The organism is Sphingomonas kyeonggiensis (assembly GCF_030812785.1).
In the GTDB taxonomy this organism is placed as follows: Bacteria; Pseudomonadota; Alphaproteobacteria; order Sphingomonadales; family Sphingomonadaceae; genus Sphingomonas; species Sphingomonas kyeonggiensis_B.
Window position 1 is genome coordinate 1,146,102 of record NZ_JAUSTJ010000001.1, and the last position, 25,968, is coordinate 1,172,069.

A 25,968-nucleotide genomic window follows, 5' to 3' on the forward strand; every position below is an offset into this window, starting at 1 on the left:
TTAGGGGGCGCCGTCTTCCCGGCAAGGGTTGCCGGTTAAGTTTCGATCAACCACGAATCTGTGCAACCAATTGAAACAATATCCAAAGCAACAGATTGAAGCGCCACCAACAAGTAAAAGTAAGTATCCAACACAGGAGAGGTGGCATGATTACTAATCATGGCCGGCTGGCCGGACTTGCACTTGCGTCGATTGGAATGCTTTCTCTTGCGGCCTGCAACAGCTCCGGCAGCTATCGCGTCGCTTCGGTCGGAACTACCGCACCCGGCGATACGGCCGGCGACGGGTCGGGCGGTACTGGCGGAACCGGTGGCGGGACTGGCGGTGGTGGCGCGACCGGCGGCGGAACCGGAGCCGGCGGCACGGGAAGCGGCACTGGTTCCGGTACCGGAAGCGGCGCGATGGGCGGCAATCTGCTCGCGGCGTCCGGCAACGCCGTGATCGGCGTCGCCAATGCCCAGACCGGCCTCACCGCGGGGCTCGGCATCCCCGCGACCGGGGTGGTGACCGGCACGGTCAACCGCGTGCTCACCGCGACCGGCCAGACGCTGGTCGGGCTGGGCAATGGCAGCAGCCTGATCCTCGACGGCAAGGGCGGTGCGCTCGGCTCGCTGGTCTCGATCGATCTCGGCCAGGGCAAGGTGATCGGCGGGTCGAGCGGCGCTTCGCCGCTGATCGGCCTCAACGTGCTGGCGCGCAATCCCTCGACCGGCCAGCTCGCCACGGTGAGCGCGGCATCGGGCGGGAACCTGGTGAGCGTGACGGTGCCCAACGGGCAGGGCGGCAACCTGCTCAACGTCTCGGTGCCGGGCACGCTCGGCGGCGGCACGGGCAGCACCACCGGCGGGCTGCTGGGCGGCGTGACCGGGGCGACCAACGCGAACGCAAACGTCAACGGCACGCTGGGCACGACGCTCGGCACGGTCAACGCGACGGTGAACGGCGTGCTCAATCCGCAGGGCGCGAGCGCCGGCGCCAATGCCAACACCAACCTGCTGACCGGTGCCACCAACACCGTGGACGGCGTGGTCAACACGCTGCTGACGCCCACCAAGCCGCGCTGAGACGCGGGTCCGGGAAAGCCGCGCGCAACCGCCCTAGCGCGCGGCTCGCCTATCACATCAGGGAGAGGGACCATGCTGATCGCGCTCGTCGCGCTCGCCTGGCAGGATGCGGGCGTCATCGTCGACCGCAACCGGATCGACCGTGCCACGGCGCCGCGCGAGGCACCGCCAGCGCCGCACAGCACGCCCCGGCGCGATACCACCAATGTCGCCGCGACCGGCACCGATGTGCCGATCCGCGGCATCCGCTTCCAGGGAGCCCAGGCGCCCGGGCCGGTGGCCGATGCGGCGAAGCGCTTCATCGGCCGGCCGGGCAGCAAGGACACGCTGATCGAGCTCGCGGGCACTCTGTCCAAGGCCTATCAGCGCACCGATGTGGCGCTCTACACGGTGGCGATCCCTGAGCAGGATACCAGCGCGGGCACGGTGACCGTGCTGCTCACCGAAGGGCGGATCGCCAAAGCGAGCGTGAAGAGCGACAAGGGCGGCCACCGGCTGCTGCGCGCCCGCATGGCACCGATGCTCGACGAGACGCCGCTCCGCCGTGCGACCTTCGAGCGCCAGGTGACGCTGATGCGCGCGATTCCGGGCCTGACCTTCACCAGCGACTTCGCCGATCCGGCTGCCGATGGCGGGCTCGCGCTGACCGTGACGCCGAAGCAGAAGCGCAGCCGCTTCACCGCCGGCTTCTCCAATCGCGGGATCACCCAGCTGGGCGACGGCCAGTTCGACGCGAAGGCGGAGTTCTTCGGGCTGGGAATCGACGGTGACCAGCTCACCTTCGCGGCGTCGGCGGCGAGCGACCTCAAGCGCTATCGCTATCTGAGCGGCAGCTACGCCGTGCCGATCACCGCGAGCGGGCTGACGCTCACCACCAGCGGCGGCTATCTGGAGACCCGGCCCCGCGGCTATCCGGTGCGCGGCAAGGCCAAGCTGGCCGGCACCGCGCTCAGCTATCCGCTGGTCCGCGACTTCCATCGCAGTCTCGACCTGTCACTGGGCGTGGACGGGCTCAACAGCGACAATGCCGCGTTCGGCGCGCTGATCGCCACCGAGCGGACCCGGGCGCTGCGCGGCGGGGCGAGCTTCGCCAGCACACGCGAGCGGCGCAGCATCGCCATCGGCCTGTCCGCCTCGCAGGGGCTCGCGATCCTCGGCGCGCGCACCGACCCGCTCCAGGCCAGGCGACGCTTCCGCAAGCTCAACGGCTCGGCCTATCTTGCCCAGGCGATCGGCAAAAGCTTCGTCGCGCGGGTGCAGGCCGGCGGGCAATGGAGCGGCGACCGGCTGCCGGCGGCCGAGCGCTTCGCGGTGGGCGGCGACAATTACGGCCGCGCCTTCGACGTCAGCTTCGCCAGCGGCGATCGCGGCGCCGGCGCGCTCGGCGAGCTGGCGGTGCGCCCGCTCAAGGGCGGCAGGTTCGGCACCAGCGAGATCTACACTTTCATCGACCGCGCCTGGATCGGGATCGAGGGGCGGGGCGGCGTGACCGGCCGTAGCGACTATGCGCTGGCCTCGGCCGGATTCGGCACGCGGCTGCGCTGGGTGGACAAGGCCGAGATCGGGCTGGAGGCCGCGCATGTGATCGACGATCCCTATCCCGGCTATGCCGAGGACTGGCGCTTCTCGCTCGCCTGGCGACTCTCGCTCTGAGACGGATTCGGCGGCAATTGCTGTCTTGCTGCGATAATACAGGCATTTACGCGCCCGGTTCGATCCTCTAGCACGAGGGGCATATTCCTTCGCATTGGGAGCGGCACGTGAAGCTTGTTCGGGGCGCCTGGAAGATCCTGGTGGGGATCAAGGACTTTCTGGTCCTGGTCTTCATGCTGCTGTTCTTCACGATGCTGTTCGTGGCCTTGTCCGCCAAGCCCAATCCGGGCGCGATCCGCGACGGCGCGCTGCTCGTCTCGCTCGACGGCGCGCTGGTCGAGCAGCCGGAGGAAGCTGATCCCTTCGCCAAGCTCACCGGCGGCGACGTCGCCAAGCAGCAGCGGCTGCGCGACGTGCTGCGCGCGCTCGATGCGGCGAAGACCGACGATCATGTGAAGGCGGTGGTGCTCGATCTCGACCGCTTCATGGGCGGCTATCCCGCGGCGATCAGCCAGGTCGCCGAAGCGGTGGGCAAGGTGCGCGCCAGCGGCAAGCCGGTGCTCGCCTATGCGACCGCCTATACCGACGACAGCTATGCGCTGGCCGCCAATGCCAGCGAAGTCTGGGTGAACCCGCTGGGCGGCACGATGTTCGCCGGCCCGGGCGGCACACGCCTCTTCTACAAGGGCCTGCTCGACAAGCTGGGGGTCAACGCGCACATCTACCGCGTCGGCAAGTTCAAGTCGGCGGTCGAGCCGTACATGCGCAGCGACATGTCGCCCGAGGCCAAGGAAGCCGAGCTGGCGATCTACCAGCCGATCTTCCAGCAGTGGCAGCAGGAGATCGCCAAGGCGCGGCCCAAGGCGCGCATCGCCGACTATCTCGCCAAGCCCGCCGAAGTGATCACCGCCGCCAAGGGCGACATCGCCAAGACCAACCTGGCGCTGGGCATCGTCGACAAGCTAGGCGACCGCATGGCGTTCGGCAAGCGCGTGGCGGAGATCGCCGGCGTGGCGAGCGGCAAGCCGGTGGGCAATTTCAACCGGATCAAGCTGGCCGACTTCGTCGCCGCGCATCCGATGCCGACCGGCGGCGATGCGATCGGCGTGATCACCGTCGCCGGCGAGATCGTCGACGGCAAGGCCGGCCCGGGCCATGCCGGCGGCGACACGATCAGCGCGCAGTTGCTCAAGGGGCTGGCGACCAAGAACCTCAAGGCGCTGGTGGTGCGCGTCGATTCGCCGGGCGGCTCGGCGCTCGCCTCGGAGCAGATCCGCCAGGCGGTGCTCCAGGCCAAGGCCAAGGGGCTGCCGGTGGTGGTCTCGATGGGCAGCCTGGCGGCCAGCGGCGGCTATTGGGTGTCGACCGCGGGCGACACGATCTTCGCCGAGCCCAACACGATCACCGGCTCGATCGGCATCTTCGGCGTGATCCCGACCTTCGAGAAGACACTCGCCAAGATCGGCGTGGGCGCGGACGGCGTGAAGACCACCCCGCTCAGCGGCCAGCCGGACGTGTTCGGCGGCACCAATGCGGAGACCGATGCGCTGCTCCAGTCGGCGATCGAGGCGGGCTATGCGCGCTTCATCGGGCTGGTAGCGGGTGCCCGCAAGATGACGCCCGAGAAGGTCAACGAGATCGCCCAGGGCCGCGTATGGATCGGCGGCACCGCCCACCAGATCGGGCTGGTCGACCGGTTCGGCGGCGTGGACGACGCGATCGCCGAGGCGGCGCGGCGCGCCAAGCTGGATCCGGCCAAGGTCCATGCCGTCTATCTCGAGAAGGAGCCGTCGGGCTGGGCCAGGCTGATCGAGAGCTTCGCCGACGATTCGAACGACGAGGGCGACTGGGCCGACGAGCCGGCGGGGGCGGACATGTTCGCCCGCGTCGCGATCGAGCAGCGCGCGCTGTTCGCCCAGGCACTGGGCGATGCGACGCGGCTGGCGCGCGGCGGATCGGTGCAGGCACGCTGCCTCGAATGCGGCGCGCTCGGCCCGGCGACCGGCAGCATCGAGGACCGCACCCTGTTCGACGCGATCGCGGCGCGGCTCGGCCTGTGATCGCGATCCGTGCAGCGACGCCCGAGGATGCGGGCGCGATCGCGGCGATCTATGCGCCGCACGTCCTGACCGGCACCGCTTCGTTCGAGATCGAGCCGCCGGAAAAGGCGGAGATGCGCAAGCGGATGGCGGCAAGCGACGGGCTCTATCCCTGGCTGGTCGCCACCACCGGCGATTCGGAGGATGCCGGGGTGATCGGCTATGCCTATGCCAGCAGGTTCCGCGACCGGCCGGCCTATCGCTATGTCTGCGAGACCTCGATCTACCTGACCGACGCGTCGAGCGGCTCGGGCGTCGGGCGGCTGCTCTACAGCGCGCTGATCGACACGCTGCGGGCGCAGGGCTTCGTCCATGCGATCGGCACGATCACCCTGCCCAACGATCGCTCGATACGGCTGCACGAGGCAGTCGGCTTCCGCCGCCAGGGCGTCTATCGCGAGGTCGGCTACAAGCATGGCCAGTGGATTGATGTCGGCTTCTGGCAGGTCGAGCTGAACGAGCCGCGCGTGCCGCCGGTCGAGCCGCGCCGCTTTGCCGATATGGGGTTAGTGCGGGATTGAGCCCTGCGGGGGGCTGCGGCTATCGCTGGAGCCTGTCAGTAACGCGTGGTCCTGTCGCATGCCTCACAAGGTTTCCCACAGCATCGAAGTCGATCTGGAGCGCAAGCTGGTCGACCTGCGCATCGGCGGGCTGATCTCGCCCGAGGATGCGGCCTGGATCGGCGAGGAGCTGCGCGCGGCGATCCGTGCGCTCGGCCCCGATGTCGGCAAGCACGTGACGCTCTATGACGCCAGCGGCGTGCAGGTGGTGCCGCAGGACACGGTCGAGCTGATCAAGAACACGCTCGACAATGCCGCGGTGCGCGCGCTCTGGGCCCGCAAGATCGCCTTCGTGGTCAGCACCGCGCTTGCCCGGATGCAGGTCCAGCGGCTGCGCGAGGTGCGCGCCGATATCGGTGTGTTCGACGATCGCGAGAGCGCGATCGCCTGGCTGATGGAGCCCTGACCGGCGCCTATCCGAAGGCCGCGAGGCGCCGCTCGGCTTCGCGGGCGCCGGCATTGCCGCCCGGAAAATGCGCGTCGAGCGCGGAATAACGCTGGAGCGCATCCGTCCAATATCCCCGCGCCGCTTCGCGCTCGCCCAGCGCGGTCGCCAGCAGCGCGACGCTGCGTATCATATTGGCCATGGCCAGCGGCGGCGTGTCGATATCGGCGCGGTAGATGTCCAGCGCTTCGTGGAGACAGGCGACGGCATGGGGCAGGCGTTGCTGCTCCAGGAACATGTCGCCGGCATGGCGCAGCGCCTTGGCAAGGCCCAGCCCGTCGCCGGTGCGGCGATAGAGCGCGATGGCTTCGGTCTGGTCATGCAACGCCCAGTCGAGATCGCCGGCATCGCGGGCGATCTGCGACTGGCGGGTCAGCGCCAGTGCCTCGCCGGACAGGTCGCCGGCCCTGCGGAACACGAGCAGCGCCTCCGAAAAGGCGGCGCGTGCCGTTTCGGTGTCTCCGTCCCGCCGGGCGGTCTCGCCCGTGGACAGCAATTGCTGGCCGCGACTCGACTCTTCCATGAGGCGAGTATGTGGAGTGCAGGTTGGCGGTGCAATTGCACGGATGCTAACGGACCCGCACGAATTCCCGTCGCCGGTCGCCAGCGATCGTCGCATAGCCGCCCGGCGTCCGCACCCAGCGGCTCTTTCCGAAATCGAGGCCCTGGGCGGTCGGCGTCACCACGCCTTCGGATACCGGCCCCTTGTCGTTGCGATAGGCGAAGCGGATGCGCGTGCCGTCGGCGCGATAGTCGGTGTCGCCCTGATAGACTTTCGCACCCTGCACGCGGACCTCGTGATGGTCGCGCACGCCCGTGCCGGTCCGCGTGAAGCAATGCGTGTCGATGGTATCGGGTGCCAGCGTCGTCTGCCAGCAATGCCCCACCCAATAGTCGAGCGGGGCCAGCACGTCCTGGGCGGCGAGCAGCAGCGCGAGCGCGATCATCGCCGGCCCCGATAGGCGGGCAGGCCGAGTTTCCAGACGATCGCCGCGCCGCGCAGGCCGAAGCCGGCGCAGGCGGCGAGCAGGCCGGCGGCGAACACCGGCAGCCCGGCCAGGGTCAGCACCACCTGCAGCGCCGCGGTGAGCGCTGCGGCGGTGACGTAGAGCTCGGGCCGCATCAGGATCGAGGGCTCGCCGGCCAGCACGTCGCGGATGATCCCGCCCACGCAGGCGGTGACCACGCCCATCACCGCGGCGGGCACCGGCGGGATGCCGTAGCTCAGCGCCTTGGCCGCACCGAACGCGGCATAGGCGGCGAGCCCGAAGGCATCGAGCCAGGCGAGGGTGGTATCGCTCCACCAGCGCTGCGGGGTGATCCAGACGAGCAGGGCGACGCTCAGCACCAGCGCGGCGACGGTTGCGTCATGCACCCAGAACACCGGCGCGCCGATCAGCAGGTCGCGGATCGTGCCGCCACCGACGCCGGTAACCAGCGCGAAGAAGGCGGCGGTGACGAAGGTCTGGGCGCGATGCGCGGCGGCGAGCGCACCGGTGGCGGCGAACACGGCGATGCCGAACAGGTCCAGCCAGGGCAGGATCGGCCCGATGCGGGCGGCGGCGTCTACGGCTTCCATGACCAATGTTTCATGGCGTGACGGCTTGCTGTCAAATGCGCGGCTGGGCATGACTGCGGCCATGCAGCGTACCGAGTCTCCGCTAATCGTCATCGCCATCTGCCTCGCCGCGCTTGCCGGCTTCGTCGACGCGCTGGCCTTCACCAGCCTGGGCGGCTTCTTCGCCTCGTTCATGAGTGGCAACACCACCCGGCTGGGCGTGGGGCTGGGCGCCGACCTGCCCGGCGACGCGGCGGTGGCCGGCAGCCTGGTGATGAGCTTCGTCAGCGGCGTGATCCTGGCCAGCGTGGTGACGCGCTGGCGCCAGGCGCGATTCCGCGAGAGCCTGATGCTGGTGGTGACGGCGCTGCTCGTCGCCGCCGCGACGCTCGCCAGCCTGATGCCTGGGCCGATCGTGCTGATCTTCCTCGCCATGGCGATGGGCTGCGAGAACGGCATTCTCCACCGCGAGGGCGAAGTGACGGTGGGCGTGACCTATATGACCGGGTCGCTGGTCAAGATGGGCCAGAAGCTCGCCGGCGCGCTGATGGGCGATCCCGATCGCTGGGCGTGGACCGCCTATCTGTTCCTTTGGCTGGGCTTCATCGCCGGCGCGGTGATGGGCGCGGCCAGCCATGCCCGCTGGGGCTGGCAGGCGCTGTGGCTCGCGCCGATCGCCAGCGCGGTGCTCGCCTTCGCGCTGGTGCGGATGCGGCCGCGGCTGAGCGGGCCGGTGGTGGTGAACTAAATCCCTCTCCCATTGGGAGAGGGAAGGGGCCCGTTCGGCGAAGCCGAATGGGAAGGGTGAGGGTAGCGCTTTACCCTCGACCCTCACCCTTCCGCCGACTGCGTCGGCTCCCTCCCTCTCCCAGAGGGAGAGGGAATCTTGTCCTGGACAGCGCCGCGGCAAAGCCGCGTCGCCGGCTCGGCTCAGATGTGGATCGGCTTGCCCTGCACGGCCATCGCCGCTTCCTTGAACGCTTCCGAGTGGGTCGGGTGGGCGTGGCAGGTATAGGCGATGTCTTCCGAGGTCGCGCCGAACTCCATCGCCTGGGCAGCCTGGGCGATCATCGTGCCGGCGACCGAGGCGATCATCCACACGCCGAGCACGCGGTCCGACTTGGCGTCGGCGATCACCTTCACCCAGCCGTCCGGCTCGTGGTTGGTCTTGGCGCGGCTGTTGCCGACCATCGGGAACTTGCCGATCTTGACCTCGGTGCGCTCCCGGGCCTGCTCCTCGGTCAGGCCGACGCCCGAGATTTCGGGCCAAGTGTAGACGACCGACGGGATCACGTCATGGTTCACGATGCCGGTGAGGCCGGCGATGTTCTCGGCGACCGCGATGCCTTCATCCTCGGCCTTGTGCGCGAGCATCGGGCCGGGGACGACGTCGCCGATCGCCCAGATGCCGGGGACCGAGGTGCGGAAGTCGTGATCGATCTCGATCTGGCCGCGCTGGTTGGTTGAGAGGCCTGCAGCCTCGAGGCCGAGGCCCGAGGTGTTCGGGCGGCGGCCGATCGAGACCAGCACCGCATCCGCCTCGATCGTCTCGGCAGCGCCGCCGGCCGAGGGTTCGACCGTGAGCGTGGCCTTGTCGCCATTGACCTGCACGCCGGTGACCTTGGTGCTCAGCTTCAGGGTCATGCCCTGCTTCTTGAACAGCTTGCCGGCTTCCTTGCGGACTTCGCCGTCCATGCCGGGCAGCAGCTGGTCGAGGAACTCGACCACGGTGACCTTGGCGCCGACGCGGCGCCACACCGAGCCGAGCTCGAGGCCGATCACGCCGCCGCCGATGACGACGAGATGCTCGGGGACCTTGGGCAGCTCGAGCGCGCCGGTGCTGTCCACGACCACCTTCTGGTCGATCTCGACGCCCGGCAGCGGGGTGACCGAGGAGCCGGTGGCGATGACGATGTTCTTGGCGCGGACCTCACGGTCGCCGACCTTGACGCTGTCCTTGCCGGTGAAGGTGGCATGGCCCTTGAGCCACTCGACCTTGTTCTTCTTGAACAGGAACTCGATGCCGCCGGTCAGGCCCTTGACCGCGTCGATGCGCTGGGCGTGCATCGCTTCCAGGTCGAGCTCGACGGTCGGGGTCTTGATGCCGAGCTTGGCGAGCTTGCCGCTGGTGGCTTCCTCGAACAACTCGGAGGCATGGAGCAGCGCCTTGGAGGGGATGCAGCCGACATTGAGGCAGGTGCCGCCCAGCGTCTCGCGGCTCTCCGCGCACGCGGTCTTGAGGCCCAGCTGCGCCGCGCGGATCGCCGCGACATAGCCGCCGGGGCCCGAACCGATCACCAGGACGTCGAAATCATAGTCGGCCATTTTTCGTTCCCTTGTTCCCCGGCGAAGGCCGGGGCCCAGTTTCGAGACGGAATCTGGTGCGCGTCTCGCTTAGTTTCAAACGTCATCGCAACTGGACCCCGGCCTTCGCCGGGGAACAGTCGGTTTGCCTCGATCAGAGGTCGATCAGCAGGCGCGTCGGATCCTCGATCGCGTTCTTGAGCGCGACGAGGAAGGTGACCGCCTCGCGGCCGTCGACCAGGCGGTGATCGTACGACAGCGCGAGATACATCATCGGGCGGATGACGATCTGGCCGTCGCGGACGACCGGGCGGTCCTCGATGCGGTGCAGGCCGAGCACGGCCGACTGCGGCGGGTTGATGATCGGGGTCGACATCAGCGAGCCGAACACGCCGCCGTTCGAGATGGTGAAGGTACCGCCCTTCATTTCTTCCATCTTGAGCGTGCCGTCCTTGGCGCGCTTGCCGAAGTCGCCGATGGTCCGCTCGATGCCGGCGACCGACAGGGTCTCGGCGTCGCGGATCACGGGCACGACCAGGCCGTTCGGGGCCGAGACGGCGACCGAGATGTCGCAATAGTCGTGATAGACGATCTCATCGCCTTCGATCGAGCCGTTGACGCCCGGGATGTCCTTGAGCGCCATGCAGGCGGCCTTCACGAAGAAGCCCATGAAGCCCAGGCGAACGCCGTGCTTCTTCTCGAACAGGTCCTTGTACTTGGCGCGCGCCTCGATCACCGCGGTCATGTCCACGTCGTTGAACGTGGTGAGCATCGCGGCGGTGTTCTGCGCTTCCTTGAGGCGCTTGGCGACGGTCTGGCGCAGGCGCGTCATCTTGACGCGCTCTTCCTTGCGGCCGCCGGCCGACGAGGCGGCAGGGGCTGCAGCCGGAGCCGCGGCGGGGGCCGGAGCCGGCTTGTTCTGCGCGGCGGTCAGCACGTCGTCCTTGGTCAGGCGGCCGTCCTTGCCGGTGCCCTGCACGGTCGACGGATCGACACCGGTCTCGAGCACCGCGCGGCGGACCGACGGCGAGAGCGCGGCAGCTTCACCCGCGGGCGCAGCGGCAGGCGCCGGAGCGGCAGCGGCGGCCGGAGCCGGGCTCGGCGCAGCGGCGGCGGCACCACCTTCGGTCACCACGGCGATCACCGCACCGACCTCGACCGTGTCGCCGACCTTGACGAGCTGATCGCCCATCACGCCTGCGACCGGGCTGCCGACCTCGACCGAGACCTTGTCGGTCTCGAGGCTGGCGATCGGCTCGTCGAGCTGCACGGGATCACCCGGGTTCTTCAGCCATTCACCAAGCGTGGCTTCGGTGATCGATTCACCCAGCACCGGGACTTTAACGTCTGCCATTGTCTTTCCTCGTTCCCTGGGGATCTCAGTTGTTGCGGGTCCGGCGAATTTCTTCGCGGACATTGTGACCGAGCGCGTCGGCGATCAGCGCGCCCTGCTCGGCCTGGTGGCGCTTCATCAGGCCGGTGGCGACCGCTGCGGCCGGCGCGCGGCCGGCATAGCGCGGACGCTCGACCTTCGAGCCGGCTTCCTTCAGGCTCGCCTCGATGAACGGCTCGACAAAGGTCCAGTAGCCGTTGTTCTTCGGCTCTTCCTGCGCCCAGATCACTTCCTCGAGGTTGGTCATGCGCGCGATGCGTGCGGCCAGTGCCTCGCCGGGGAAGGGATAGAGCTGCTCGATGCGGACGATCGCGGTGTTCTTGTCACCGGCGGCGTCGCGGGCCTCGATCAGGTCATAGGCGACCTTGCCGGTGCACAGCACCAGGCGCTTGACGTCCTGGTCCGCCGGCGCCGACGGATCGCTGAGGATGCGGCGGAAGTGGCTGTCGCCCAGGAAGTCCTCGGCCTTCGACACCGCCATCTTGTGGCGGAGCAGCGACTTGGGCGTCATCTGCACCAGCGGCTTGCGGAAGGTGCGGTGCATCTGGCGGCGCAGCAGGTGGAAGTAGTTCGCCGGCGTCGTGATGTTGACGACCTGCATGTTGTCTTCCGCGCAGAGCTGGAGATAGCGCTCCGGACGCGCCGAGCTGTGCTCGGGGCCCTGGCCCTCATAGCCGTGCGGCAGCAGCATCACCAGGCCGTTGGCGCGCAGCCACTTGGCCTCGCCGGCGGCGATGAACTGGTCGATCATGATCTGCGCGCCATTGGCGAAGTCGCCGAACTGCGCTTCCCACAGCACCAGCGTCTTCGGATCGGCGAGCGCATAGCCATACTCGAAGCCGAGCACGCCGTACTCCGAGAGCGGCGAATCCAGCACTTCGAACGAACCGTGCGGGATCGTCTGGAGCGGGATGTAGCGATGCTCGTCCTTCTGATCGACCCAGACGGCGTGGCGCTGCGAGAAGGTGCCGCGGCCGACGTCCTGGCCGGACAGACGGACGCCATATCCTTCCGACAGCAGCGCGCCGAAGGCCAGCGCCTCGCCGGTCGCCCAGTCGAAATTCTCGCCGCTGGTGAACATCGCGCGCTTGGCATCGAGCACGCGGCCCAGCGTCTTGTGGATCTCCAGCCCTTCCGGAACTTCGGTCAGCGTGCGGCCCAGGCTGTCGAACAGCTTCTTCTCGATGCCGGTATCGACGCTGCGGCGGGCATTCTCGGCATCGGCCGGGGCCGACAGGCCCGACCAGCGGCCGCCGAACCAGTCCGCCTTGTTGGGCAGGTACGACTTGCCGGCCTCGAACTCGCCTTCGAGCAGCAGGTTGAACTGCTTCGTCTTCTCGTCGACGAAACCCTGGTCGATCGTGCCCTCGGCGATCAGCTTCTTGGCATAGACGACGCTGACCGACGGATGCTGGCGGATCGCCTTGTACATCAGCGGCTGGGTGAACGAGGGCTCGTCGCCTTCGTTATGGCCGAAGCGGCGGTAGCACCACATGTCGATCACGACGTCGCGCTTGAAGGTCTGGCGGAACTCGACCGCCATCTTGCAGGCGAAGGTGACCGCTTCGGGATCGTCGCCATTGACGTGGAAGATCGGCGCCTGGACGCCCTTGGCGACGTCCGACGGATAGGGCGAGGAGCGCGCGAACTGCGGGCTCGTCGTGAAGCCGATCTGGTTGTTGATGATGAAGTGCAGGCAGCCGCCGGTGTTGTAGCCGCGGATGCCCGAGAAGCCGAGGCACTCCCACACGATGCCCTGGCCAGCGAACGCGGCGTCGCCGTGCAGCAGCACGGGCAGCGAGCCGGTGTGCTGCTCGAGGTCGTTGGCGATCGTCTGGATCGCGCGGGTCTTGCCGAGCACGACCGGATCGGCCGCTTCGAGGTGCGAGGGGTTGGCGACCAGCGACATGTGGACGCTGATCCCGTCGAACTCACGGTCGGTGCTGGTGCCGAGGTGATACTTCACGTCGCCCGAGCCGCCGACATCGTCGGGGTTGGACGAGCCGCCCGAGAATTCGTGGAAGATCGCGCGGTACGGCTTCGACATCACGTTGGTCAGCATGTTCAGCCGGCCGCGATGCGCCATGCCGTACACGATCTCGCGCACGCCGAGCTGGCCGCCATATTTGATGATGGCTTCCATCGCCGGGATCATCGCTTCGCCGCCGTCGAGGCCGAAGCGCTTCGTGCCGACGTACTTCTTGCCGCAGAACTTCTCCCACTCCTCGGCCTCGATGACCTTGGAGAGAATGGCCTTCTTGCCGTCCACGGTGAACTGGATGGCCTTGTCCTTGCCCTCCATCCGCTCCTGGAGGAAGCGGCGCTCCTCGACGTCGGAGATGTGCATATATTCGAGGCCGACATTGCCGCAGTAATTGGCGCGCAGGATGTCGACGATCTCGCGCACCGTGGCCTTCTCCAGGCCGAGCGCGCCGCCGAGATAGACCGGGCGGTCGAGGTCGGCGGCGGTGAAGCCGTGATATTCCGGCGTCATGTCCGCCGGCAGGTCCTGACGGGCGAGGCCGAGCGGATCGAGCGTGGCGGCGAGGTGGCCGCGGACCCGGTAGGTGCGGATCAGCAGCATCGCGCGGATCGAATCGCCGGCGGCGCGGGCGATATCGGCTTCCGAGGCGGCCGGGCCGGCGGGCTTGGCCACAGGCGCGGCGCCGCCCTTGGCCGGCTTGGGCGCGGGCTCCATCTGGGTGGGATCGAGCCCGGCGGTGAGGGCATCGGTATCGGCGAGCGGCCAGCGCGGGTTCGCCCAGCTGGGGCCGGAGGCGGTGGTTTCGAGGCCTTCGAAGAACTGCTGCCACTGCGGCTCGATGCCGGTGGGATCCGCCTTGTAGCGGCGGTACAGCGTTTCAACGAAGGCGGGGCTCACCCCACCGGCAACTTGCTCGAAATCCAGGCCCTCATAGCCCATCGTCAATTCCAGTCCGTGTTAGCGCTCCCATTTCCCGAAGGAGATAGGAGCGCGCACCTTGAGTTTCAGCCCTTGAGCACTTCGACCAGCGTGGAGCCGAGCTCCGACGGGCTGGCGGCGACGCGGATGCCCGCCTCTTCCATCTTGGCGATCTTCTCTTCGGCGCCGCCCTGGCCGCCCGAGACGATCGCGCCGGCATGGCCCATGCGGCGGCCCGGAGGCGCCGTGCGGCCCGCGATGAAGCCGGCCATCGGCTTCTTGCGGCCACGCTTGGCCTCGTCGATCAGGAACTGCGCGGCTTCCTCTTCGGCCGAGCCGCCGATCTCGCCGATCATGATCATCGACTGGGTCGCGTCGTCGGCGAGGAACAGCTCGAGCACGTCGATGAAGTTGGTGCCGTTGACGGGGTCGCCGCCGATGCCCACCGCGGTGGTCTGGCCGAGGCCGGCATTGGTGGTCTGGAACACCGCCTCATAGGTGAGGGTGCCCGAGCGCGAGACGACGCCGACCGAGCCCTTCGAGAAGATCGAGCCCGGCATGATGCCGATCTTGCACTCGCCCGGGGTCAGCAGGCCGGGGCAGTTCGGGCCGATCAGGCGCGACTTCGAACCCGAAAGCGCGCGCTTCACCTTGACCATGTCGAGCACCGGAATGCCCTCGGTGATGCAGACGATCAGCGGAACCTCGGCGTCGATCGCCTCGAGGATCGAGTCGGCGGCGAAGGGCGGCGGGACATAGATGACCGAGGCGTCGGCACCGGTCTTGGTGACGGCTTCGGCGACGGTGTCGAACACGGGCAGGCCGATATGCTCGGTGCCGCCCTTGCCGGGGGTCACGCCGCCGACCATCTGCGTCCCATAGGCGAGCGCCTGCTGGGTGTGGAAGGTGCCGGTCTCACCGGTCATCCCCTGGGTGATGACCTTGGTGTTCTTGTTGATCAGGATGCTCATGCGTTCACTGGGCTCCAGGCGCTTTGGATTCGGTAAGGGAGGAGGAGCGCAGCACGACCCAGCCGCCATAGGCGGCGGCGGTCATGCGGACACTGTCTCCAGCGGAAGTGGCGACCGACGCGCCGACCGCGCTGGCGGTCGGGCGGGCGGTGAGCGGCACGGTCTCCTCGTTGGGAAGGACGAGCCTGCGTGCGGCGAAATAATCCTCGTCGGACAGCGCGTGCCACAGCACGATGCAGCTGTCCCCGATCGGGGTGTGGCTGGGCTGCGCGGTGGGCGGCACCAGATAGAGCTGCCCGCCGGCGATCCGGTAGATGATGTTGGGCGCCTGCGCCGCCGTCGGCGCGGGAAGCTTCTCGGCCTCGCCGCGCGTCGCCACGGTGCTGGCGCCGAGCGCACGCTGGGCGGCGGCAGGCAGCGCGGCGAAAGGCGTCGCCTCTGCGATGCTCTTGGTGAGCCGCACTGCGCCGCTGATGCAGGCCGCCTGGAACAGCGGCACCGGCTCCGCCGGGGCGGTGGGCGTGGCTTCCTGGGCCTGGGCAACCGACGGAAGCAGGGCAAGGCACAGTGTAAATGCGGAAGCGCGAAGCATCATGGGACTGCCTTCTCCTCCAGCAGATCGATCGCGATGATACCCATAGCGTTCCGGATTCCGCCAATCGATTTGCTGACCGCCACCAGGCGCCCACTGCGCGCTTCAGGCATCCAGACGGCGATGGTGTCCTCGCGCTTGCTGGGCGCGCGGGCCATCCGGACGGTCATGGCATCGACCGTCTCCGCGAACGCCGCGCCACTATATGATATGGCGCAGGCCGTATGCGGAGAGGCACTATAGGCGGTCTTGAAGCCGATGGTCAGGATCAGATCTGGCCCGGCAGGCGAGAAAAGCAGGGTATCGCGCAGCGCGGGAAGATCGGTGAGCACGCCGCTGATCCGATCATTCGACCACCCGGCGGCATGGGCCAACGCGACCGTACCGGGAAAGGCGTTGGCCTGGCTGAGGCACAGGCGCGCAAAATCGTCCGCCATCGCGGTCGCGCCGTCGAACGGGAGCGGTGACGCTCCCGCCAGCGCGGCGGCGATGGCGGCTTGGATCACGCCAGCGAGCCGTCGATCGCCTTGCAGGCGACCAGCAGTTCCTTCACCGCGTCGACCGAGACCGTCAGATTGGCCTTGGCTTCGTCGGTCAGGCTGATCTCGATGATCTTCTCGACGCCGTCCTTGCCGATGATGATCGGCACGCCGACGTACAGGTCGTCGACGCCATACTGGCCGGTCAGGTGCGCAGCGGCCGGCAGGACGCGCTTCTTGTCGTAGAGATAGCTCTCGGCCATCGCGATCGCCGAGGTGGCGGGCGCGTAGAAGGCCGAGCCGGTCTTGAGCAGGCCGACGATCTCGCCGCCGCCCGAACGGGTGCGCGCCACGATCGCGTCGATGCGCTCCTTGGTCGAGAAGCCCATCGCGATCAGGTCGGTGACCGGGATGCCCGAGACGGTCGAATATTCGAGGACCGGGACCATGGTGTCGCCGTGGCCGCCCAGCACGAAGCTGTTCACGTCCTTGACCGAGACGGCGAACTCCTCGGCGAGGAAGTGGCTGAAGCGGGCCGAGTCGAGCACACCGGCCATGCCGACCACCTTGGTGTGCGGCAGACCCGAAAATTCGCGCAGCGCCCAGACCATCGCATCGAGCGGGTTGGTGATGCAGATCACGAAAGCGTCCGGAGCATGCGCGGCGATGCCCTCGCCGACGGCCTTCATGACCTTGAGGTTGATGCCGAGCAGGTCGTCGCGGCTCATGCCCGGCTTGCGGGCGACGCCGGCGGTCACGATGATGACATCCGCGCCCGCAATGTCCGCATAGTCGTTCGAGCCGGTGATCTTGGCGTCGAAGCCTTCGACCGGGCCGCACTGGCTCAGGTCGAGCGCCTTGCCCTGGGGCACGCCTTCGACCACGTCGAACAGGACGATGTCGCCCAGGCCCTTGAGTGCGGCGAGGTGCGCGAGCGTACCGCCGATGTTGCCGGCGCCGATCAGCGCGATCTTCTTGCGGGCCATGGAAACTCCCTATGGGTCTGGTTCAACCGGACACCAGCACGCACGTACCGGCGCGCCGGTGAAAGCGGTGGCGGCTTAGGCCCATAATAGGAGAGTCGCAACCCATGAAAAAGCAGGGGCTGTGATTATCTTTGCAAATAATTCGCAACTGCAATAAAGGGTTGCGCCGCGTTTCGCAAGGGAGGCGCGGCGCTGCCTGCTACCCCGTTGCGCCTGCCGGGTTCAACCTGCCTGCATCAGATCCTGATAGAGCATCAGTGCGTTGCCGTCGGGGTCGTAGAAGGTAAGCAGCCGGACCATGCCGGGGATGTCCTGGATCGGCCCGTCCTGCCGCACCCCGGCGTTATCGAGCACCTTCTGTGCCGCCTCGATGTCGGTCACGCCGAAAGTCAGCGTCGCGCCGCCGCCCTGGGCGACGCTCTCGCGCTGGGCGAGGCCGACATTCACCCGCCCTACCGGGCTCTCCAGCTCGCACCAGGCGATCTCGTCGACACGGTAGAGCAGGTTCATGCCCAGCACTTCGCGATACCAGGCGATGCCGGCATCGAGATCGGTGACGTTGATCGCGCAGGTCAGCCCGCCATCATAGCCGAGCGCGGCGCGGGCGGGTGCTTCGAGGGTAGTTGCCATCCTGGGTCTCCGACTCTATGGTTCCGTTTGTATAGTCGATATGAATTTGATGAACGAGTCAATGCCCCCGACCGCGCAACTTTTGCGCACATTGGAGTCCAGTCGCTGGGTGATCCCGGTGCTGGCGCTGCTCCACCGCGAGCAGGGCTCGCGTTTCGCGGTGATGGCGCGCGCCTTCGACCTGTCGCACAACAGCCTGGCGCGCTGCCTGGCCTGGCTGAAGGAATGCGGCTGGGTGCTGCCCAACCCCGGCCATGGCCACCCGTTGCGCCCCGAATATGTGCTGAGCGAGGCCGGTCGCCCGGTTGCGGCGCTCTGCGCGCGGATCGAGGAGGCGCGGGTGCAGCTGAAGCTCGAGGCGGGTGCCCTGCCGCGCTGGTCGCTGCCTTTGGTCGCCGGGCTCGGACCGGACTGGACCCGCTTCGGGGAGTTGCAGGCGCGCCTCGCCCCGGTCACGCCGCGGGCGCTGTCGACCACGCTCAAGGCCGTGATCGACGAGGAGCTGGTCCGCCGCCGTCTCGAGGACCGTTACCCGCCGCTGCCGCTCTATGCGCTGACGGGGAAGGGGAGCGAGTTCGCGGCGGCGCTGGCGGCCTAGCGCTCCGCCTTCTCCCGCGCGGCATAGTCCTCGGCCAGCACGGCGAATGCCTGTTTGCGCTGCCCCGTCTCGGAGATCAGCCCCTTGCGGTTCCAGCCCTGCTGATAGACCGGATGCTGGCGGCGCGGCGAGCGGAAGTCCTTGAGGATCCAGGGGCTGAGGCCGCGCAGATACGGCACCTTGGCCGCCATCTCCAGTGTACGGCGATAATATTCGGCCTGATATTCCTCGCTGAACTTGTGCGGGGCGGCGGCGCCGTCGTGATAGCCGTAGAGCGCATCGGCGCCGAACTCGGAGAAGATCAGCGGCTTGGTCACCGGGCTGTTCCAGCGGATCGAGGGCAGGTCGGCGAGCGGGTCGTCCGAATACCAGCCATTGTACGTGTTGATCGCCATCACATCGAGGTCGCCGACCAGCGGATCGTCGATCCGCATCTCCTTGCCCTTGCGCGCACTGAGCAGCGCGGCGGTGACCAGCCGGCTGTCATCCAGCGTGCGGACATCGCCGATCAGCGTGCGGAGAAAGGTGTTTCGGGCATTCGACACCGGCGTTTCGTTGGCGACGCTCCACAGCACGATCGCGGCCCGGTTGCGGTCGCGGCGGATATTCTCGGCGATCATCCGGCGCGCCGTGGTGAGCGTCTCGGCATTGTCCCAGGCCACGCGCCAATAGACCGGCACTTCGCTCCACACGAGCAACCCCATCTCGTCGGCGAGCCGGGTGGTGCCTTCGTCATGCGGATAATGGGCGAGGCGGACGAAATTGCCGTGCAGCCCGTGCTTGATCTCGTCGAACAGCGCGCGGGCGGCAGCGGGACTCATCGCGCGGACGGGATCCTTGCCCAACTCCTCCTCGTGCATCGAGATGCCGCGCAGGAAGATCGACTTGCCGTTGAGCAGGATCTTGTCGCCCTGCACTTCGATCGTGCGGAAACCGATCCGGTCGGCGAAGCGGTCATCGCCGGTGCTGATCTGGACGTCGTAGAGCGTCGGGCTCTCGGGCGACCAGCGCTCGAGACCGCGCGGCGCGGCCAGGCTGGCGGACCAGTTCCCCTCGCCATCGGTGCGCCCCTCAAGCGTGGCGGCGAGCGCAGGGATGGCGAGCCGGATCGGCGCATTGGCCGCTTGCGGGCCGAGCAGATGCGCGGAAACAGCGATGCGCCCGTCCTTGTCGAGCCGCACAAAGGCGTCGTCGACAAAGGTCTCGGGCACGGTGACCAGGCGGACCGAGCGGGTGATGCCGCCATAGGTCTCCCAATCGGTGACCGGCGGCGGCACGTCGCTGTCGGTACGGGCGGAATCGACGCCGACGGTGATCTGGTTGCTGCCCGGGCGCAGCCGGTCGGTCACGTCAAAGGCGAAGGGGGTGAAGGCGCCGACATGCTTGCCGACCGGCTTGCCGTTGAGAAACACGCTGGCGGCATAGTCGGCGCTGCCGAAGCGCAGATAGACGCGCTTGCCGGGGCCGGCCGGCTTGTAGTCGAAGGTCCGTTGGTACCAGACGAGGCCCTGATAATAGCGCATCTCGGGGGCGTGGCCGATCCAGCTGCCGGGGAGGTGGGTGATCGCCGAGCGCTGCATGTCGAACTCGAACAAGGCGGTCGGGCGCTTTTCGGCCTCATCGGCCTGGATCTTGTCCTGGTAGCGCGCAGTGCTCTCGCTCGGCGGCCCGCCATGGAAGCCGGCAACGCCGTCGCGATAGGGATCGACCGACCAGTGCCAGGCGCCGTCGAGGCTCTGGCCCGGCCGCAGATCGGCGGCGACCAGGGTCTGTGCCGATGCGGCAATGGGTGTCAGCAGTGCCGCAAGCGCGAGCCCGATGAAACGCATATACTCTCCCCGTACTTTGCTTTTGCGGGGAGCCTATCGATTGTCAGGCCATTCGGCCAGACCACTAAATGCGGTAAATCGGGATCGGTTGCTTATTGCTCGCCATGCCCCTCGGCGAGGTAGCTGTCCGAGCGCATCTCCATCAGCCGGCTGACGGTGCGGTCGAACTCGAAGCGGCCATCGCCCTTCTCGTACAGGTCCTGCGGCTCGGCATCGGCGGCGGCGAGCAGCTTGACCTTATGCTCGTACAGCGCGTCGATCAGCGTGACGAAGCGCGCCGCCTCGTTGCGGTTCTCCGGCCCCAGCTTGGGGATGCCGACTAGGATCACGGTGTGGAAGCGCCGGGCGATGGCGAGATAGTCGGCGGCGCCGCGCGCCTCGCCGCACAGCCGCTTGAACGAGAAGACCGCGACGCCCTTCAGGCATTTCGGCACGTGCAGCTCGCGCCCGCCCTGCACCGGCAGCTCGCAGGTCGGCACGTGCGCGGCGTCTTCCACCGGATAGTCGGTCAGGCGGAAGAAGGCGGCGGAGAGCTGCCTCGTCGCCTCGGGGCCATTGGGCACCAGCCAGGTGTCCATCCGGCCCAGGCGATCGAGCCGATAGTCGGTCGGCCCGTTCAGCGTCAGCACGTCCATCTTCGCCTCGATCAGCTCGATGAAGGGGATGAACAGCTCGCGGTTGAGCCCGTCCTTATAGAGGTCGCGCGGGGGCCGGTTCGAGGTGGCGACCATGGTGAGGCCGTGGCCCATCATCTCGGTGAACAGGCGCGAGAGGATCATCGCGTCGGCGGGATTGTTGACCACCATCTCGTCGAAGGCGAGCAGGCGGACATCCTCGGCCATCGCATCGGCGACTGCGACGACGGGATCGCGCGTGTCCTTCTTGCGCTCCTCGTTCAGGCGCTCATGCACCTCGAGCATGAATTCGTGGAAATGGACGCGGCGCTTCCGCCGGATGTTCACCGTCTCGTAGAACAGGTCCATCAGCATCGACTTGCCGCGGCCGACGCTGCCCCAGATGTAAAGCCCGCGCGGCGGCTCCGGCAGCCGGCCGAGCGCGCGCCACAGGATGCTGCCCTTTTTCGGCACCGCCTCCAGCTCACCGGCAAGGCTGTTCAGCCGCTCGGCGGCGGCGGCCTGCTCCGGATCGGGGCGCAGCTCGCCGGCGGAGACGAGGGCGCGGTATTTTTCGAGGACGCTGGTCATGACTTGGGCGGGGGAGAACTCTTGCGGATGGTGCCGAGGAAGCTCGCAACGGTCATGTCACCCTGGCGGACGACGCCGCGCAGGAACAGCATGCGGCCGGTCTCGCGGAGCAGCTCGACTTCGGCTTCGGTATCGGTGCCGATCGCGCCGCCGGCGATGAACTGGATCGACATGTCGACGGTCGAGGCTGGGCCGGCAAGCACGCCGAGGCCGCGTGCGCCGGCGAACAAGGCCATGTCGATGAACCCGGCCAGCGCGCCGCCATGGATATGGTCGCGCAAATTGGAATGCTGGCGCTCGAAGCGGTGGCGGACCAGCGCGGTCCGCGCGTCCACCGCCTTTACCGAGAGCGCGCCGATGAAGCTGTTGAACCGCCCCTGGTCCAGGATCTGCCAGCGCTTCCAGCCTGGCAGGTCCGGATCATCTTCGTAGAAGAAATGCTCTGGGCCGGGTTGGTTCACAGGATCAGATCGTGCGCTCGGCTTCCATCTTCTTGATCTCGGCGATCGCCTTGCCGGGGTTCAGGCCCTTCGGACAGACGTTCGAGCAGTTCATGATCGTGTGGCAGCGATAGAGGCGGAACGGATCCTCGAGATTGTCGAGGCGCTCGCCGGTCATCTCGTCGCGCGAGTCGGCCAGCCAGCGATAGGCCTGGAGCAGGATCGCGGGGCCGAGGAACTTGTCGCTGTTCCACCAGTAGCTCGGGCACGAGGTCGAGCAGCAGGCGCACAGGATGCACTCGTACAGGCCGTCGAGCTTCTCGCGCTGTTCGGGCGACTGGAGCCGCTCCTTGCCCGAAGGCGTGGTCGACACGGTCTGCAGCCACGGCTTGATCGAGGCGTACTGCGCATAGAAGTGCGTGAAGTCGGGAACCAGGTCCTTGATCACGTCCATGTGCGGCAGCGGCGTAATGCGGATGTCGCCCTTGATGTCCTCGATCGCGGTGGTGCAGGCGAGGCCGTTGCGCCCGTCCATGTTCATCGAGCACGAGCCGCAAATGCCTTCGCGGCACGAGCGGCGGAAGGTCAGCGAGCTGTCCTGCTCCGACTTGATCTTGATCAGCGCGTCGAGGACCATCGGGCCGCATTCGTCGAGGTCGATCTCGAAAGTGTCGTAGCGCGGATTCTCGCCCGAATCCGGATCGTAGCGATAGATCTTGAACTTCTTGACGTTCTTCGCGCCCGGGGCCGCCTTGTGCTCCTTGCCCTTGGTGGAGATGCGGCTGTTCTTGGGAAGGCGGAATTCGGCCATCGAGGGGTTCCTTATGCTTGGCCGCGCGATAGCCAATCGCGCCGCGTGGCTCAACCTCTCAGATGATGTCGAGCACCAGCCCCAGCGAACGCGCCTCTTCCGCCTCGATATACCAGTTGGCCGGCGCGCGCTCGCTGACCTGCTCGAAGCTTACGGTCGAACCCGCGATGATGTCGCGGAAGCCCTCTTCCTCGATCCGCACCGATTCCTCGATTTCGTGCAGCTTGGCCTTCAGGCTGGCGACCTGCGTGCGAAGCGGGCCGGACAGCGCGAGCGTCGACTGGATCTGGCGCTCATGGATCATCAGCCGCGTGCCGCGGGTCAGGAAGCGCTTGTCGGCGGGGAAGGCGGCCATGAAGGTAGCGCCGGCCGAATAGACCGCGACCTTGCCGAGGAACAGGATCTCGCGCCCCGAATAGTCGCGCAGCAGCCGGATCTCGTCGCCCATCAGCCGCGCAACCTCGGGGTCGCCGCCGAGCGTCGACAGCGAGACGACCAGCGTGCCGTCCCTGGGCGCGGCACCGAGCTGCTCGCGGAAGCTGGCGTACATCGCCTGATCGACCGGCCCGGAAAGTGCGACATGCGGCCGGGCGAGCAGCGGATAACGGGTCGCCTGGCTGCCGTCGTCCGGCAGCGGCTCGGGAGGGGGAGCGTTGGTCACAGGCGCGGTAACCGCCACGGGCGCGTCGGGTTCCGGCGCCGCGGGAAGGGCGGGGGCGGCGGGCCGGGGCGCCAGCGCCCGGCGCTGTGCCTCGCGCTGCTCGATCCAGCGGCGGACCAGGAACGCGAAACCAAGGGTGATGAGCAGGCCGAGCCCGACCTGGAGCAGCCGGTTGCGGAAGCCGCCGGGAAGCGCCCTCTGGATCGCCGCGGGGATCTGGTGCTCCAGATCGCCGGGGACCAGCCGCTCCAGCAGGGTTTCCTGCTCGGCCATCTATCCCCCGCGCTTCAGCGCATCGGTCGCCGGGCGGCCGACCGGTGGCGTATCGGTCTTCGGGATGCGCGCCTCGAGCTGGGTCAGCCAGGTCGCGACATGGTCGCCGATGCTCACTTGCGGGTTGGACGGCGGCACGCGTGCGGCGCTTTCCCAGTCGCCGATCATCATCCGCGCCTCGTCCGACGCCTTCTCCAGCGGCTGGCTCTTGCGCAGCGCATGGTTGATCATCGCGTCGCCGAAGAAGGTCCAGTCATTGTCCGCCTGGCATCCGAACGAAGTGCGGTCGGAGGAGGCAGCGGTGAACAGCGCGGTGTCGGGGCTGGAGAGCGGGCCGACGAAGATGCCCGAATAGCAGGCCGACAGGATCAGCACGCGGTTCTTTATGCCCAGTTCGTCGAGTAGCGTCTCGAGCCGCTTCGGACTCAATATGCCGAAACCCTCGTCGCCGTCATGATAGGCGATGCCCACCTGGGCGCCATGGCTGGTGGTGTAGAGGACGAGGACGTCCTGCTCCTTGTCCATCACCTCGGCGATGCGGGCAAGGGCGAGGGTGAGGCTGGTCAGCGATCCATTCGGCAGCTCGCTCGGCAGGTTGCCGGCGCTGCCGGCAAGGACGACGGTGCGACCGGCGGCATCGAAGCGCCGTGACAGTACCTTGCCGGCCTCGCGCGCCTCGCGCCCGAACACCGGATCGCTGTCCAGCGCGACCGAGATCACATAGGCGTCGACCAGCGTCTTGCGCTGCGGCTGGAGCGCGTTGAGTGCGACGTTGAGCTTGCGGCTGTCGGCGAGCATCGCCCTGGCCGAGCGCCCGCGCTGCAACTCGGGGCCGGGATCGAGCCCCTCGATGCCATCGGTTCCGGAGACCATCCCCGGCCAGCCCGCCTTGTGTTCCGGCGCCCTATACTGGGCGGCGGCCGGCGTGGTGGCGAGCGCGGCAACCGCCGCAAGCATGGCGAACGCGATACGCATGGGCAGGCCAGAACCCCCGGAATAGTTAACATCTCACTCTCGCGGGCGCGGGAGCGGTGTCAAGCCATCTGGGGAGTGCCGGGCCTCAATGCCAGATGGCGGTGAGCGGATAGAGCAGGATCAGCCAGATCAGGCAGCCGATCACGATGCGCCGGTCCTTCACGATGATCGCGATCAGCGAGACGGGGAAGAAGGACCAACTGAGGACGAAGAACCGGAAGGTGAACATGCCCTTGGTGCCGGCTAGCCCGATGATCGTCGCCATCAGCGCGACATTGCAGAGCATGATGCCGCCCAGAACCTTGCAATGATATTTGTCGAAATAGCGATCGAGATCGCCCCACTCCTCGGGATCGTCGGGGAAGATCAGCGAGGCGGCGACATAATAGGTGGCGGTGACGAGGAAACCGCAGAACAGCACCGGCCAGTTGAGCTGCAATGCGTCGCGCAAGCCCCAGCCATACATCCAGAAGGAGACGACATCGCAGGAGACGAAGACCGCGAGCAGGATCGTTGCCCAGCCGATCCGCACCTTGTGGCTGGCCTTGAGCGCACGGCTGAGCCCGCCAAGCCCGTCGGCGAGCGCCAGGCCGAGCAGCAGGCCGAAGAAGCTGAAGATGAATTCGAACGCGCTCATGCAGTGCCCCCTGGCCCAAGCACTCGCGTGGTTAGGGCGAGGGTGTCAAGCGCACCTGTTTGTCAAGTGACGCTTGACGCTTTACGTTGCTACCCATATCTTCGGTGCGTGCAGATCGAGTCCATTCGGCACAAGGCACTCCGAAGCTTCGTCGAGACCGGCAAGCCGAAGGGGCTGAACGCGAATGTCGCCGAGCGGCTTTTACGGATGATCGCCTATCTTGCCGCGATCGAGAGTGCCGAGGAACTCTATATCCCACCGAACTGGGGTGCGCATCTGCTCACCGGCGACCGCGCAGGCACCTGGTCGCTGACCGTGACGAAGAACTGGCGGATGACCTTCCGGATCACGGAAGAGGGCATGATCGTCGATATGGATCTGGAGGATTATCACTGATGGCCATCACCGTCGCTTCCGCCTTCGCGGTCCATCCCGGCGAATGGCTGCGCCATGAGATCGTCGAACCGCATGGACTGGGCGTGACCGAGGTGGCTGCGCATCTCGGCGTCACCCGCCAGGCGATGAGCGCGCTGCTCAACGGCCGGGCCGGCCTATCCGCCGAAATGGCGATCCGTTTCGAGAAGGCCTTCGGGGTGAAGGCCGATACGCTGCTCCGCATGCAGGGCGCACACGAGCTGGCGAATGCGCGCGCGCAGGCGGATGCGATCAAGGTCGAGCGGTTTGGGAAGGCGGCTTAGCGTTTGGCTTTTGCACGAACCTGCGCTCGCTCACGGAACGGCTTTCGGGTGCCTTCCAATCCGATCCAGTTTAGTAGATCGTCGGCGCTTTTTAGTAACGGAGTGCCCGATAGGGCACCCGAAGACGACTCATCGCTCATGAATGCGATGCCTTCCTCGGAGAGGATCGCGAAGAAGCGCTCTCCCGAAGATGTGCGGAGCTCGATTTTAACCGAGCGATAGCTGGCATCGACCTCCGCAATCTTCAGTGTCATGATCCAAGAGC

Annotated in this window: 28 protein-coding genes; 9 read left to right on the forward strand and 19 right to left on the reverse strand. The window is 67.4% G+C overall.

Annotated elements, in window-relative coordinates; genetic code table 11:
• The first annotated feature begins 146 nt into the window (after window positions 1–146).
• The 5 genes from J2W22_RS05680 to J2W22_RS05700 all read left to right on the forward strand — a co-directional run bounded on the left by J2W22_RS05680 (window position 147) and on the right by J2W22_RS05700 (window position 5,722).
• Window positions 147–1,064, forward strand: a complete 918-nt coding sequence (locus tag J2W22_RS05680; protein WP_307117278.1) for a hypothetical protein — start codon at window positions 147–149, stop codon at window positions 1,062–1,064.
• A gap of 72 nt (window positions 1,065–1,136) precedes the next feature.
• A complete protein-coding gene (locus J2W22_RS05685; RefSeq protein ID WP_307117279.1) occupies window positions 1,137–2,717 on the forward strand; it encodes a ShlB/FhaC/HecB family hemolysin secretion/activation protein in 1,581 nt (526 codons plus the stop codon).
• A 107-nt stretch (window positions 2,718–2,824) separates the two neighbouring features.
• Window positions 2,825–4,717 carry a signal peptide peptidase SppA gene (gene sppA, locus J2W22_RS05690; RefSeq protein ID WP_307117280.1) on the forward strand — a complete coding sequence of 631 codons (1,893 nt, stop codon included), beginning with the start codon at window positions 2,825–2,827 and terminating at the stop codon, window positions 4,715–4,717.
• On the forward strand, window positions 4,714–5,277 hold the full coding sequence (locus J2W22_RS05695) for a GNAT family N-acetyltransferase (RefSeq protein WP_307117281.1): 564 nt from the start codon (window positions 4,714–4,716) through the stop codon (window positions 5,275–5,277). The genes sppA and J2W22_RS05695 overlap by 4 nt, the downstream gene beginning before the upstream one ends.
• A gap of 58 nt (window positions 5,278–5,335) precedes the next feature.
• A complete protein-coding gene (locus tag J2W22_RS05700; protein WP_307117282.1) occupies window positions 5,336–5,722 on the forward strand; it encodes an STAS/SEC14 domain-containing protein in 387 nt (128 codons plus the stop codon).
• Between the two features lie 7 nt (window positions 5,723–5,729).
• Here the strand turns inward: J2W22_RS05700 and J2W22_RS05705 are convergent, their stop codons facing one another.
• Genes J2W22_RS05705 through J2W22_RS05715 form a run of 3 tightly spaced genes read right to left on the reverse strand, consistent with a single transcriptional unit; the run spans window position 5,730 to window position 7,340 of the window.
• On the reverse strand, window positions 5,730–6,284 hold the full coding sequence (locus tag J2W22_RS05705; RefSeq protein ID WP_307117283.1) for a tetratricopeptide repeat protein: 555 nt from the start codon (window positions 6,282–6,284) through the stop codon (window positions 5,730–5,732).
• Window positions 6,285–6,330: 46 nt separating this feature from the next.
• On the reverse strand, window positions 6,331–6,708 hold the full coding sequence (locus J2W22_RS05710; protein WP_307117284.1) for a hypothetical protein: 378 nt from the start codon (window positions 6,706–6,708) through the stop codon (window positions 6,331–6,333).
• A complete protein-coding gene (locus J2W22_RS05715; protein ID WP_307117285.1) occupies window positions 6,705–7,340 on the reverse strand; it encodes a trimeric intracellular cation channel family protein in 636 nt (211 codons plus the stop codon). The genes J2W22_RS05710 and J2W22_RS05715 overlap by 4 nt, the downstream gene beginning before the upstream one ends.
• A 49-nt stretch (window positions 7,341–7,389) precedes the next feature.
• Here J2W22_RS05715 and J2W22_RS05720 point away from each other — a divergent pair, with 49 nt between their 5' ends.
• Complete coding sequence (locus J2W22_RS05720) at window positions 7,390–8,067, forward strand: YoaK family protein (RefSeq protein ID WP_307117286.1); 678 nt, start codon at window positions 7,390–7,392, stop codon at window positions 8,065–8,067.
• Window positions 8,068–8,249: 182 nt separating this feature from the next.
• Here the strand turns inward: J2W22_RS05720 and lpdA are convergent, their stop codons facing one another.
• From lpdA to J2W22_RS05760, 8 genes are all read right to left on the reverse strand, one after another.
• On the reverse strand, window positions 8,250–9,644 hold the full coding sequence (gene lpdA / locus J2W22_RS05725) for a dihydrolipoyl dehydrogenase (RefSeq protein ID WP_307117287.1): 1,395 nt from the start codon (window positions 9,642–9,644) through the stop codon (window positions 8,250–8,252).
• 133 nt (window positions 9,645–9,777) lie between these two features.
• Window positions 9,778–10,977, reverse strand: coding sequence for a 2-oxoglutarate dehydrogenase complex dihydrolipoyllysine-residue succinyltransferase (gene odhB / locus J2W22_RS05730; protein WP_307117288.1), 1,200 nt, complete (start codon window positions 10,975–10,977; stop codon window positions 9,778–9,780).
• A gap of 25 nt (window positions 10,978–11,002) precedes the next feature.
• A complete protein-coding gene (locus tag J2W22_RS05735) occupies window positions 11,003–13,939 on the reverse strand; it encodes a 2-oxoglutarate dehydrogenase E1 component (protein ID WP_307117289.1) in 2,937 nt (978 codons plus the stop codon).
• A gap of 65 nt (window positions 13,940–14,004) precedes the next feature.
• Window positions 14,005–14,889: a succinate--CoA ligase subunit alpha gene (gene sucD, locus J2W22_RS05740; RefSeq protein WP_183999614.1), complete on the reverse strand. Its 885-nt coding sequence runs from the start codon at window positions 14,887–14,889 to the stop codon at window positions 14,005–14,007.
• Window positions 14,890–14,893: 4 nt separating this feature from the next.
• Window positions 14,894–15,484 carry a hypothetical protein gene (locus J2W22_RS05745; RefSeq protein WP_307117290.1) on the reverse strand — a complete coding sequence of 197 codons (591 nt, stop codon included), beginning with the start codon at window positions 15,482–15,484 and terminating at the stop codon, window positions 14,894–14,896.
• Window positions 15,481–15,987 (reverse strand): hypothetical protein, encoded by a 507-nt coding sequence (locus J2W22_RS05750; protein WP_307117291.1) that lies wholly within the window; start codon window positions 15,985–15,987, stop codon window positions 15,481–15,483. Before J2W22_RS05750 ends, J2W22_RS05745 begins: the two co-directional genes overlap by 4 nt.
• Complete coding sequence (mdh, locus tag J2W22_RS05755; protein WP_307117292.1) at window positions 15,984–16,946, reverse strand: malate dehydrogenase; 963 nt, start codon at window positions 16,944–16,946, stop codon at window positions 15,984–15,986. Before mdh ends, J2W22_RS05750 begins: the two co-directional genes overlap by 4 nt.
• A gap of 222 nt (window positions 16,947–17,168) precedes the next feature.
• Window positions 17,169–17,576, reverse strand: a complete 408-nt coding sequence (locus J2W22_RS05760) for a VOC family protein (protein ID WP_307117293.1) — start codon at window positions 17,574–17,576, stop codon at window positions 17,169–17,171.
• A 109-nt stretch (window positions 17,577–17,685) separates the two neighbouring features.
• Between J2W22_RS05760 and J2W22_RS05765 the strand changes: the two genes are divergently transcribed.
• Complete coding sequence (locus J2W22_RS05765; protein ID WP_307117294.1) at window positions 17,686–18,174, forward strand: winged helix-turn-helix transcriptional regulator; 489 nt, start codon at window positions 17,686–17,688, stop codon at window positions 18,172–18,174.
• On the opposite strand, the gene J2W22_RS05770 is transcribed toward J2W22_RS05765, so the two are convergent.
• From J2W22_RS05770 to J2W22_RS05800, 7 genes are all read right to left on the reverse strand, one after another.
• Complete coding sequence (locus tag J2W22_RS05770) at window positions 18,171–20,003, reverse strand: glycoside hydrolase family 2 protein (protein WP_307117295.1); 1,833 nt, start codon at window positions 20,001–20,003, stop codon at window positions 18,171–18,173. The genes J2W22_RS05765 and J2W22_RS05770 overlap by 4 nt on opposite strands.
• 92 nt (window positions 20,004–20,095) lie before the next feature.
• Window positions 20,096–21,208 (reverse strand): cell division protein ZapE, encoded by a 1,113-nt coding sequence (gene zapE / locus J2W22_RS05775; RefSeq protein ID WP_307117296.1) that lies wholly within the window; start codon window positions 21,206–21,208, stop codon window positions 20,096–20,098.
• Window positions 21,205–21,669: a PaaI family thioesterase gene (locus J2W22_RS05780; RefSeq protein WP_307117297.1), complete on the reverse strand. Its 465-nt coding sequence runs from the start codon at window positions 21,667–21,669 to the stop codon at window positions 21,205–21,207. Before J2W22_RS05780 ends, zapE begins: the two co-directional genes overlap by 4 nt.
• A 4-nt stretch (window positions 21,670–21,673) precedes the next feature.
• Window positions 21,674–22,459: a succinate dehydrogenase iron-sulfur subunit gene (locus tag J2W22_RS05785; RefSeq protein WP_307117298.1), complete on the reverse strand. Its 786-nt coding sequence runs from the start codon at window positions 22,457–22,459 to the stop codon at window positions 21,674–21,676.
• A gap of 58 nt (window positions 22,460–22,517) precedes the next feature.
• A complete protein-coding gene (locus tag J2W22_RS05790; protein ID WP_307117999.1) occupies window positions 22,518–23,093 on the reverse strand; it encodes an ATP-dependent Clp protease proteolytic subunit in 576 nt (191 codons plus the stop codon).
• A gap of 300 nt (window positions 23,094–23,393) precedes the next feature.
• Entirely contained in the window at window positions 23,394–24,368 is a 975-nt protein-coding gene (locus J2W22_RS05795) for a C13 family peptidase (protein ID WP_307117299.1), read from the reverse strand.
• An 85-nt stretch (window positions 24,369–24,453) separates the two neighbouring features.
• Entirely contained in the window at window positions 24,454–25,005 is a 552-nt protein-coding gene (locus tag J2W22_RS05800) for a hypothetical protein (RefSeq protein ID WP_307117300.1), read from the reverse strand.
• 108 nt (window positions 25,006–25,113) lie between these two features.
• Here J2W22_RS05800 and J2W22_RS05805 point away from each other — a divergent pair, with 108 nt between their 5' ends.
• Together J2W22_RS05805 and J2W22_RS05810 are read left to right on the forward strand one after the other, a co-directional pair.
• Window positions 25,114–25,401 (forward strand): type II toxin-antitoxin system RelE/ParE family toxin, encoded by a 288-nt coding sequence (locus tag J2W22_RS05805; RefSeq protein ID WP_307117301.1) that lies wholly within the window; start codon window positions 25,114–25,116, stop codon window positions 25,399–25,401.
• Window positions 25,401–25,703 carry a HigA family addiction module antitoxin gene (locus tag J2W22_RS05810; protein WP_307117302.1) on the forward strand — a complete coding sequence of 101 codons (303 nt, stop codon included), beginning with the start codon at window positions 25,401–25,403 and terminating at the stop codon, window positions 25,701–25,703. Before J2W22_RS05805 ends, J2W22_RS05810 begins: the two co-directional genes overlap by 1 nt.
• On the opposite strand, the gene J2W22_RS05815 is transcribed toward J2W22_RS05810, so the two are convergent.
• Window positions 25,700–25,957: a hypothetical protein gene (locus J2W22_RS05815; RefSeq protein WP_307117303.1), complete on the reverse strand. Its 258-nt coding sequence runs from the start codon at window positions 25,955–25,957 to the stop codon at window positions 25,700–25,702. The genes J2W22_RS05810 and J2W22_RS05815 overlap by 4 nt on opposite strands.
• Window positions 25,958–25,968 lie beyond the last annotated feature (11 nt).

Bases quoted from the DNA above. Each gene is read 5' to 3' on its own strand.
- J2W22_RS05680 (WP_307117278.1), top strand. From the start codon at position 147: ATGATTACTAATCATGGCCGGCTGGCCGGACTTGCACTTGCGTCGATT.
- J2W22_RS05685 (WP_307117279.1), top strand. From the start codon at position 1,137: ATGCTGATCGCGCTCGTCGCGCTCGCCTGGCAGGATGCGGGCGTCATC.
- J2W22_RS05700 (WP_307117282.1), top strand. From the start codon at position 5,336: ATGCCTCACAAGGTTTCCCACAGCATCGAAGTCGATCTGGAGCGCAAG.
- J2W22_RS05705 (WP_307117283.1), bottom strand. From the start codon at position 6,284: ATGGAAGAGTCGAGTCGCGGCCAGCAATTGCTGTCCACGGGCGAGACC.
- J2W22_RS05710 (WP_307117284.1), bottom strand. From the start codon at position 6,708: ATGATCGCGCTCGCGCTGCTGCTCGCCGCCCAGGACGTGCTGGCCCCG.
- J2W22_RS05715 (WP_307117285.1), bottom strand. From the start codon at position 7,340: ATGGAAGCCGTAGACGCCGCCGCCCGCATCGGGCCGATCCTGCCCTGG.
- J2W22_RS05720 (WP_307117286.1), top strand. From the start codon at position 7,390: ATGACTGCGGCCATGCAGCGTACCGAGTCTCCGCTAATCGTCATCGCC.
- lpdA (WP_307117287.1), bottom strand. From the start codon at position 9,644: ATGGCCGACTATGATTTCGACGTCCTGGTGATCGGTTCGGGCCCCGGC.
- odhB (WP_307117288.1), bottom strand. From the start codon at position 10,977: ATGGCAGACGTTAAAGTCCCGGTGCTGGGTGAATCGATCACCGAAGCC.
- J2W22_RS05735 (WP_307117289.1), bottom strand. From the start codon at position 13,939: ATGGGCTATGAGGGCCTGGATTTCGAGCAAGTTGCCGGTGGGGTGAGC.
- sucD (WP_183999614.1), bottom strand. From the start codon at position 14,889: ATGAGCATCCTGATCAACAAGAACACCAAGGTCATCACCCAGGGGATG.
- J2W22_RS05745 (WP_307117290.1), bottom strand. From the start codon at position 15,484: ATGATGCTTCGCGCTTCCGCATTTACACTGTGCCTTGCCCTGCTTCCG.
- mdh (WP_307117292.1), bottom strand. From the start codon at position 16,946: ATGGCCCGCAAGAAGATCGCGCTGATCGGCGCCGGCAACATCGGCGGT.
- J2W22_RS05760 (WP_307117293.1), bottom strand. From the start codon at position 17,576: ATGGCAACTACCCTCGAAGCACCCGCCCGCGCCGCGCTCGGCTATGAT.
- J2W22_RS05770 (WP_307117295.1), bottom strand. From the start codon at position 20,003: ATGCGTTTCATCGGGCTCGCGCTTGCGGCACTGCTGACACCCATTGCC.
- zapE (WP_307117296.1), bottom strand. From the start codon at position 21,208: ATGACCAGCGTCCTCGAAAAATACCGCGCCCTCGTCTCCGCCGGCGAG.
- J2W22_RS05785 (WP_307117298.1), bottom strand. From the start codon at position 22,459: ATGGCCGAATTCCGCCTTCCCAAGAACAGCCGCATCTCCACCAAGGGC.
- J2W22_RS05795 (WP_307117299.1), bottom strand. From the start codon at position 24,368: ATGCGTATCGCGTTCGCCATGCTTGCGGCGGTTGCCGCGCTCGCCACC.
- J2W22_RS05800 (WP_307117300.1), bottom strand. From the start codon at position 25,005: ATGAGCGCGTTCGAATTCATCTTCAGCTTCTTCGGCCTGCTGCTCGGC.
- J2W22_RS05810 (WP_307117302.1), top strand. From the start codon at position 25,401: ATGGCCATCACCGTCGCTTCCGCCTTCGCGGTCCATCCCGGCGAATGG.
- J2W22_RS05815 (WP_307117303.1), bottom strand. From the start codon at position 25,957: ATGACACTGAAGATTGCGGAGGTCGATGCCAGCTATCGCTCGGTTAAA.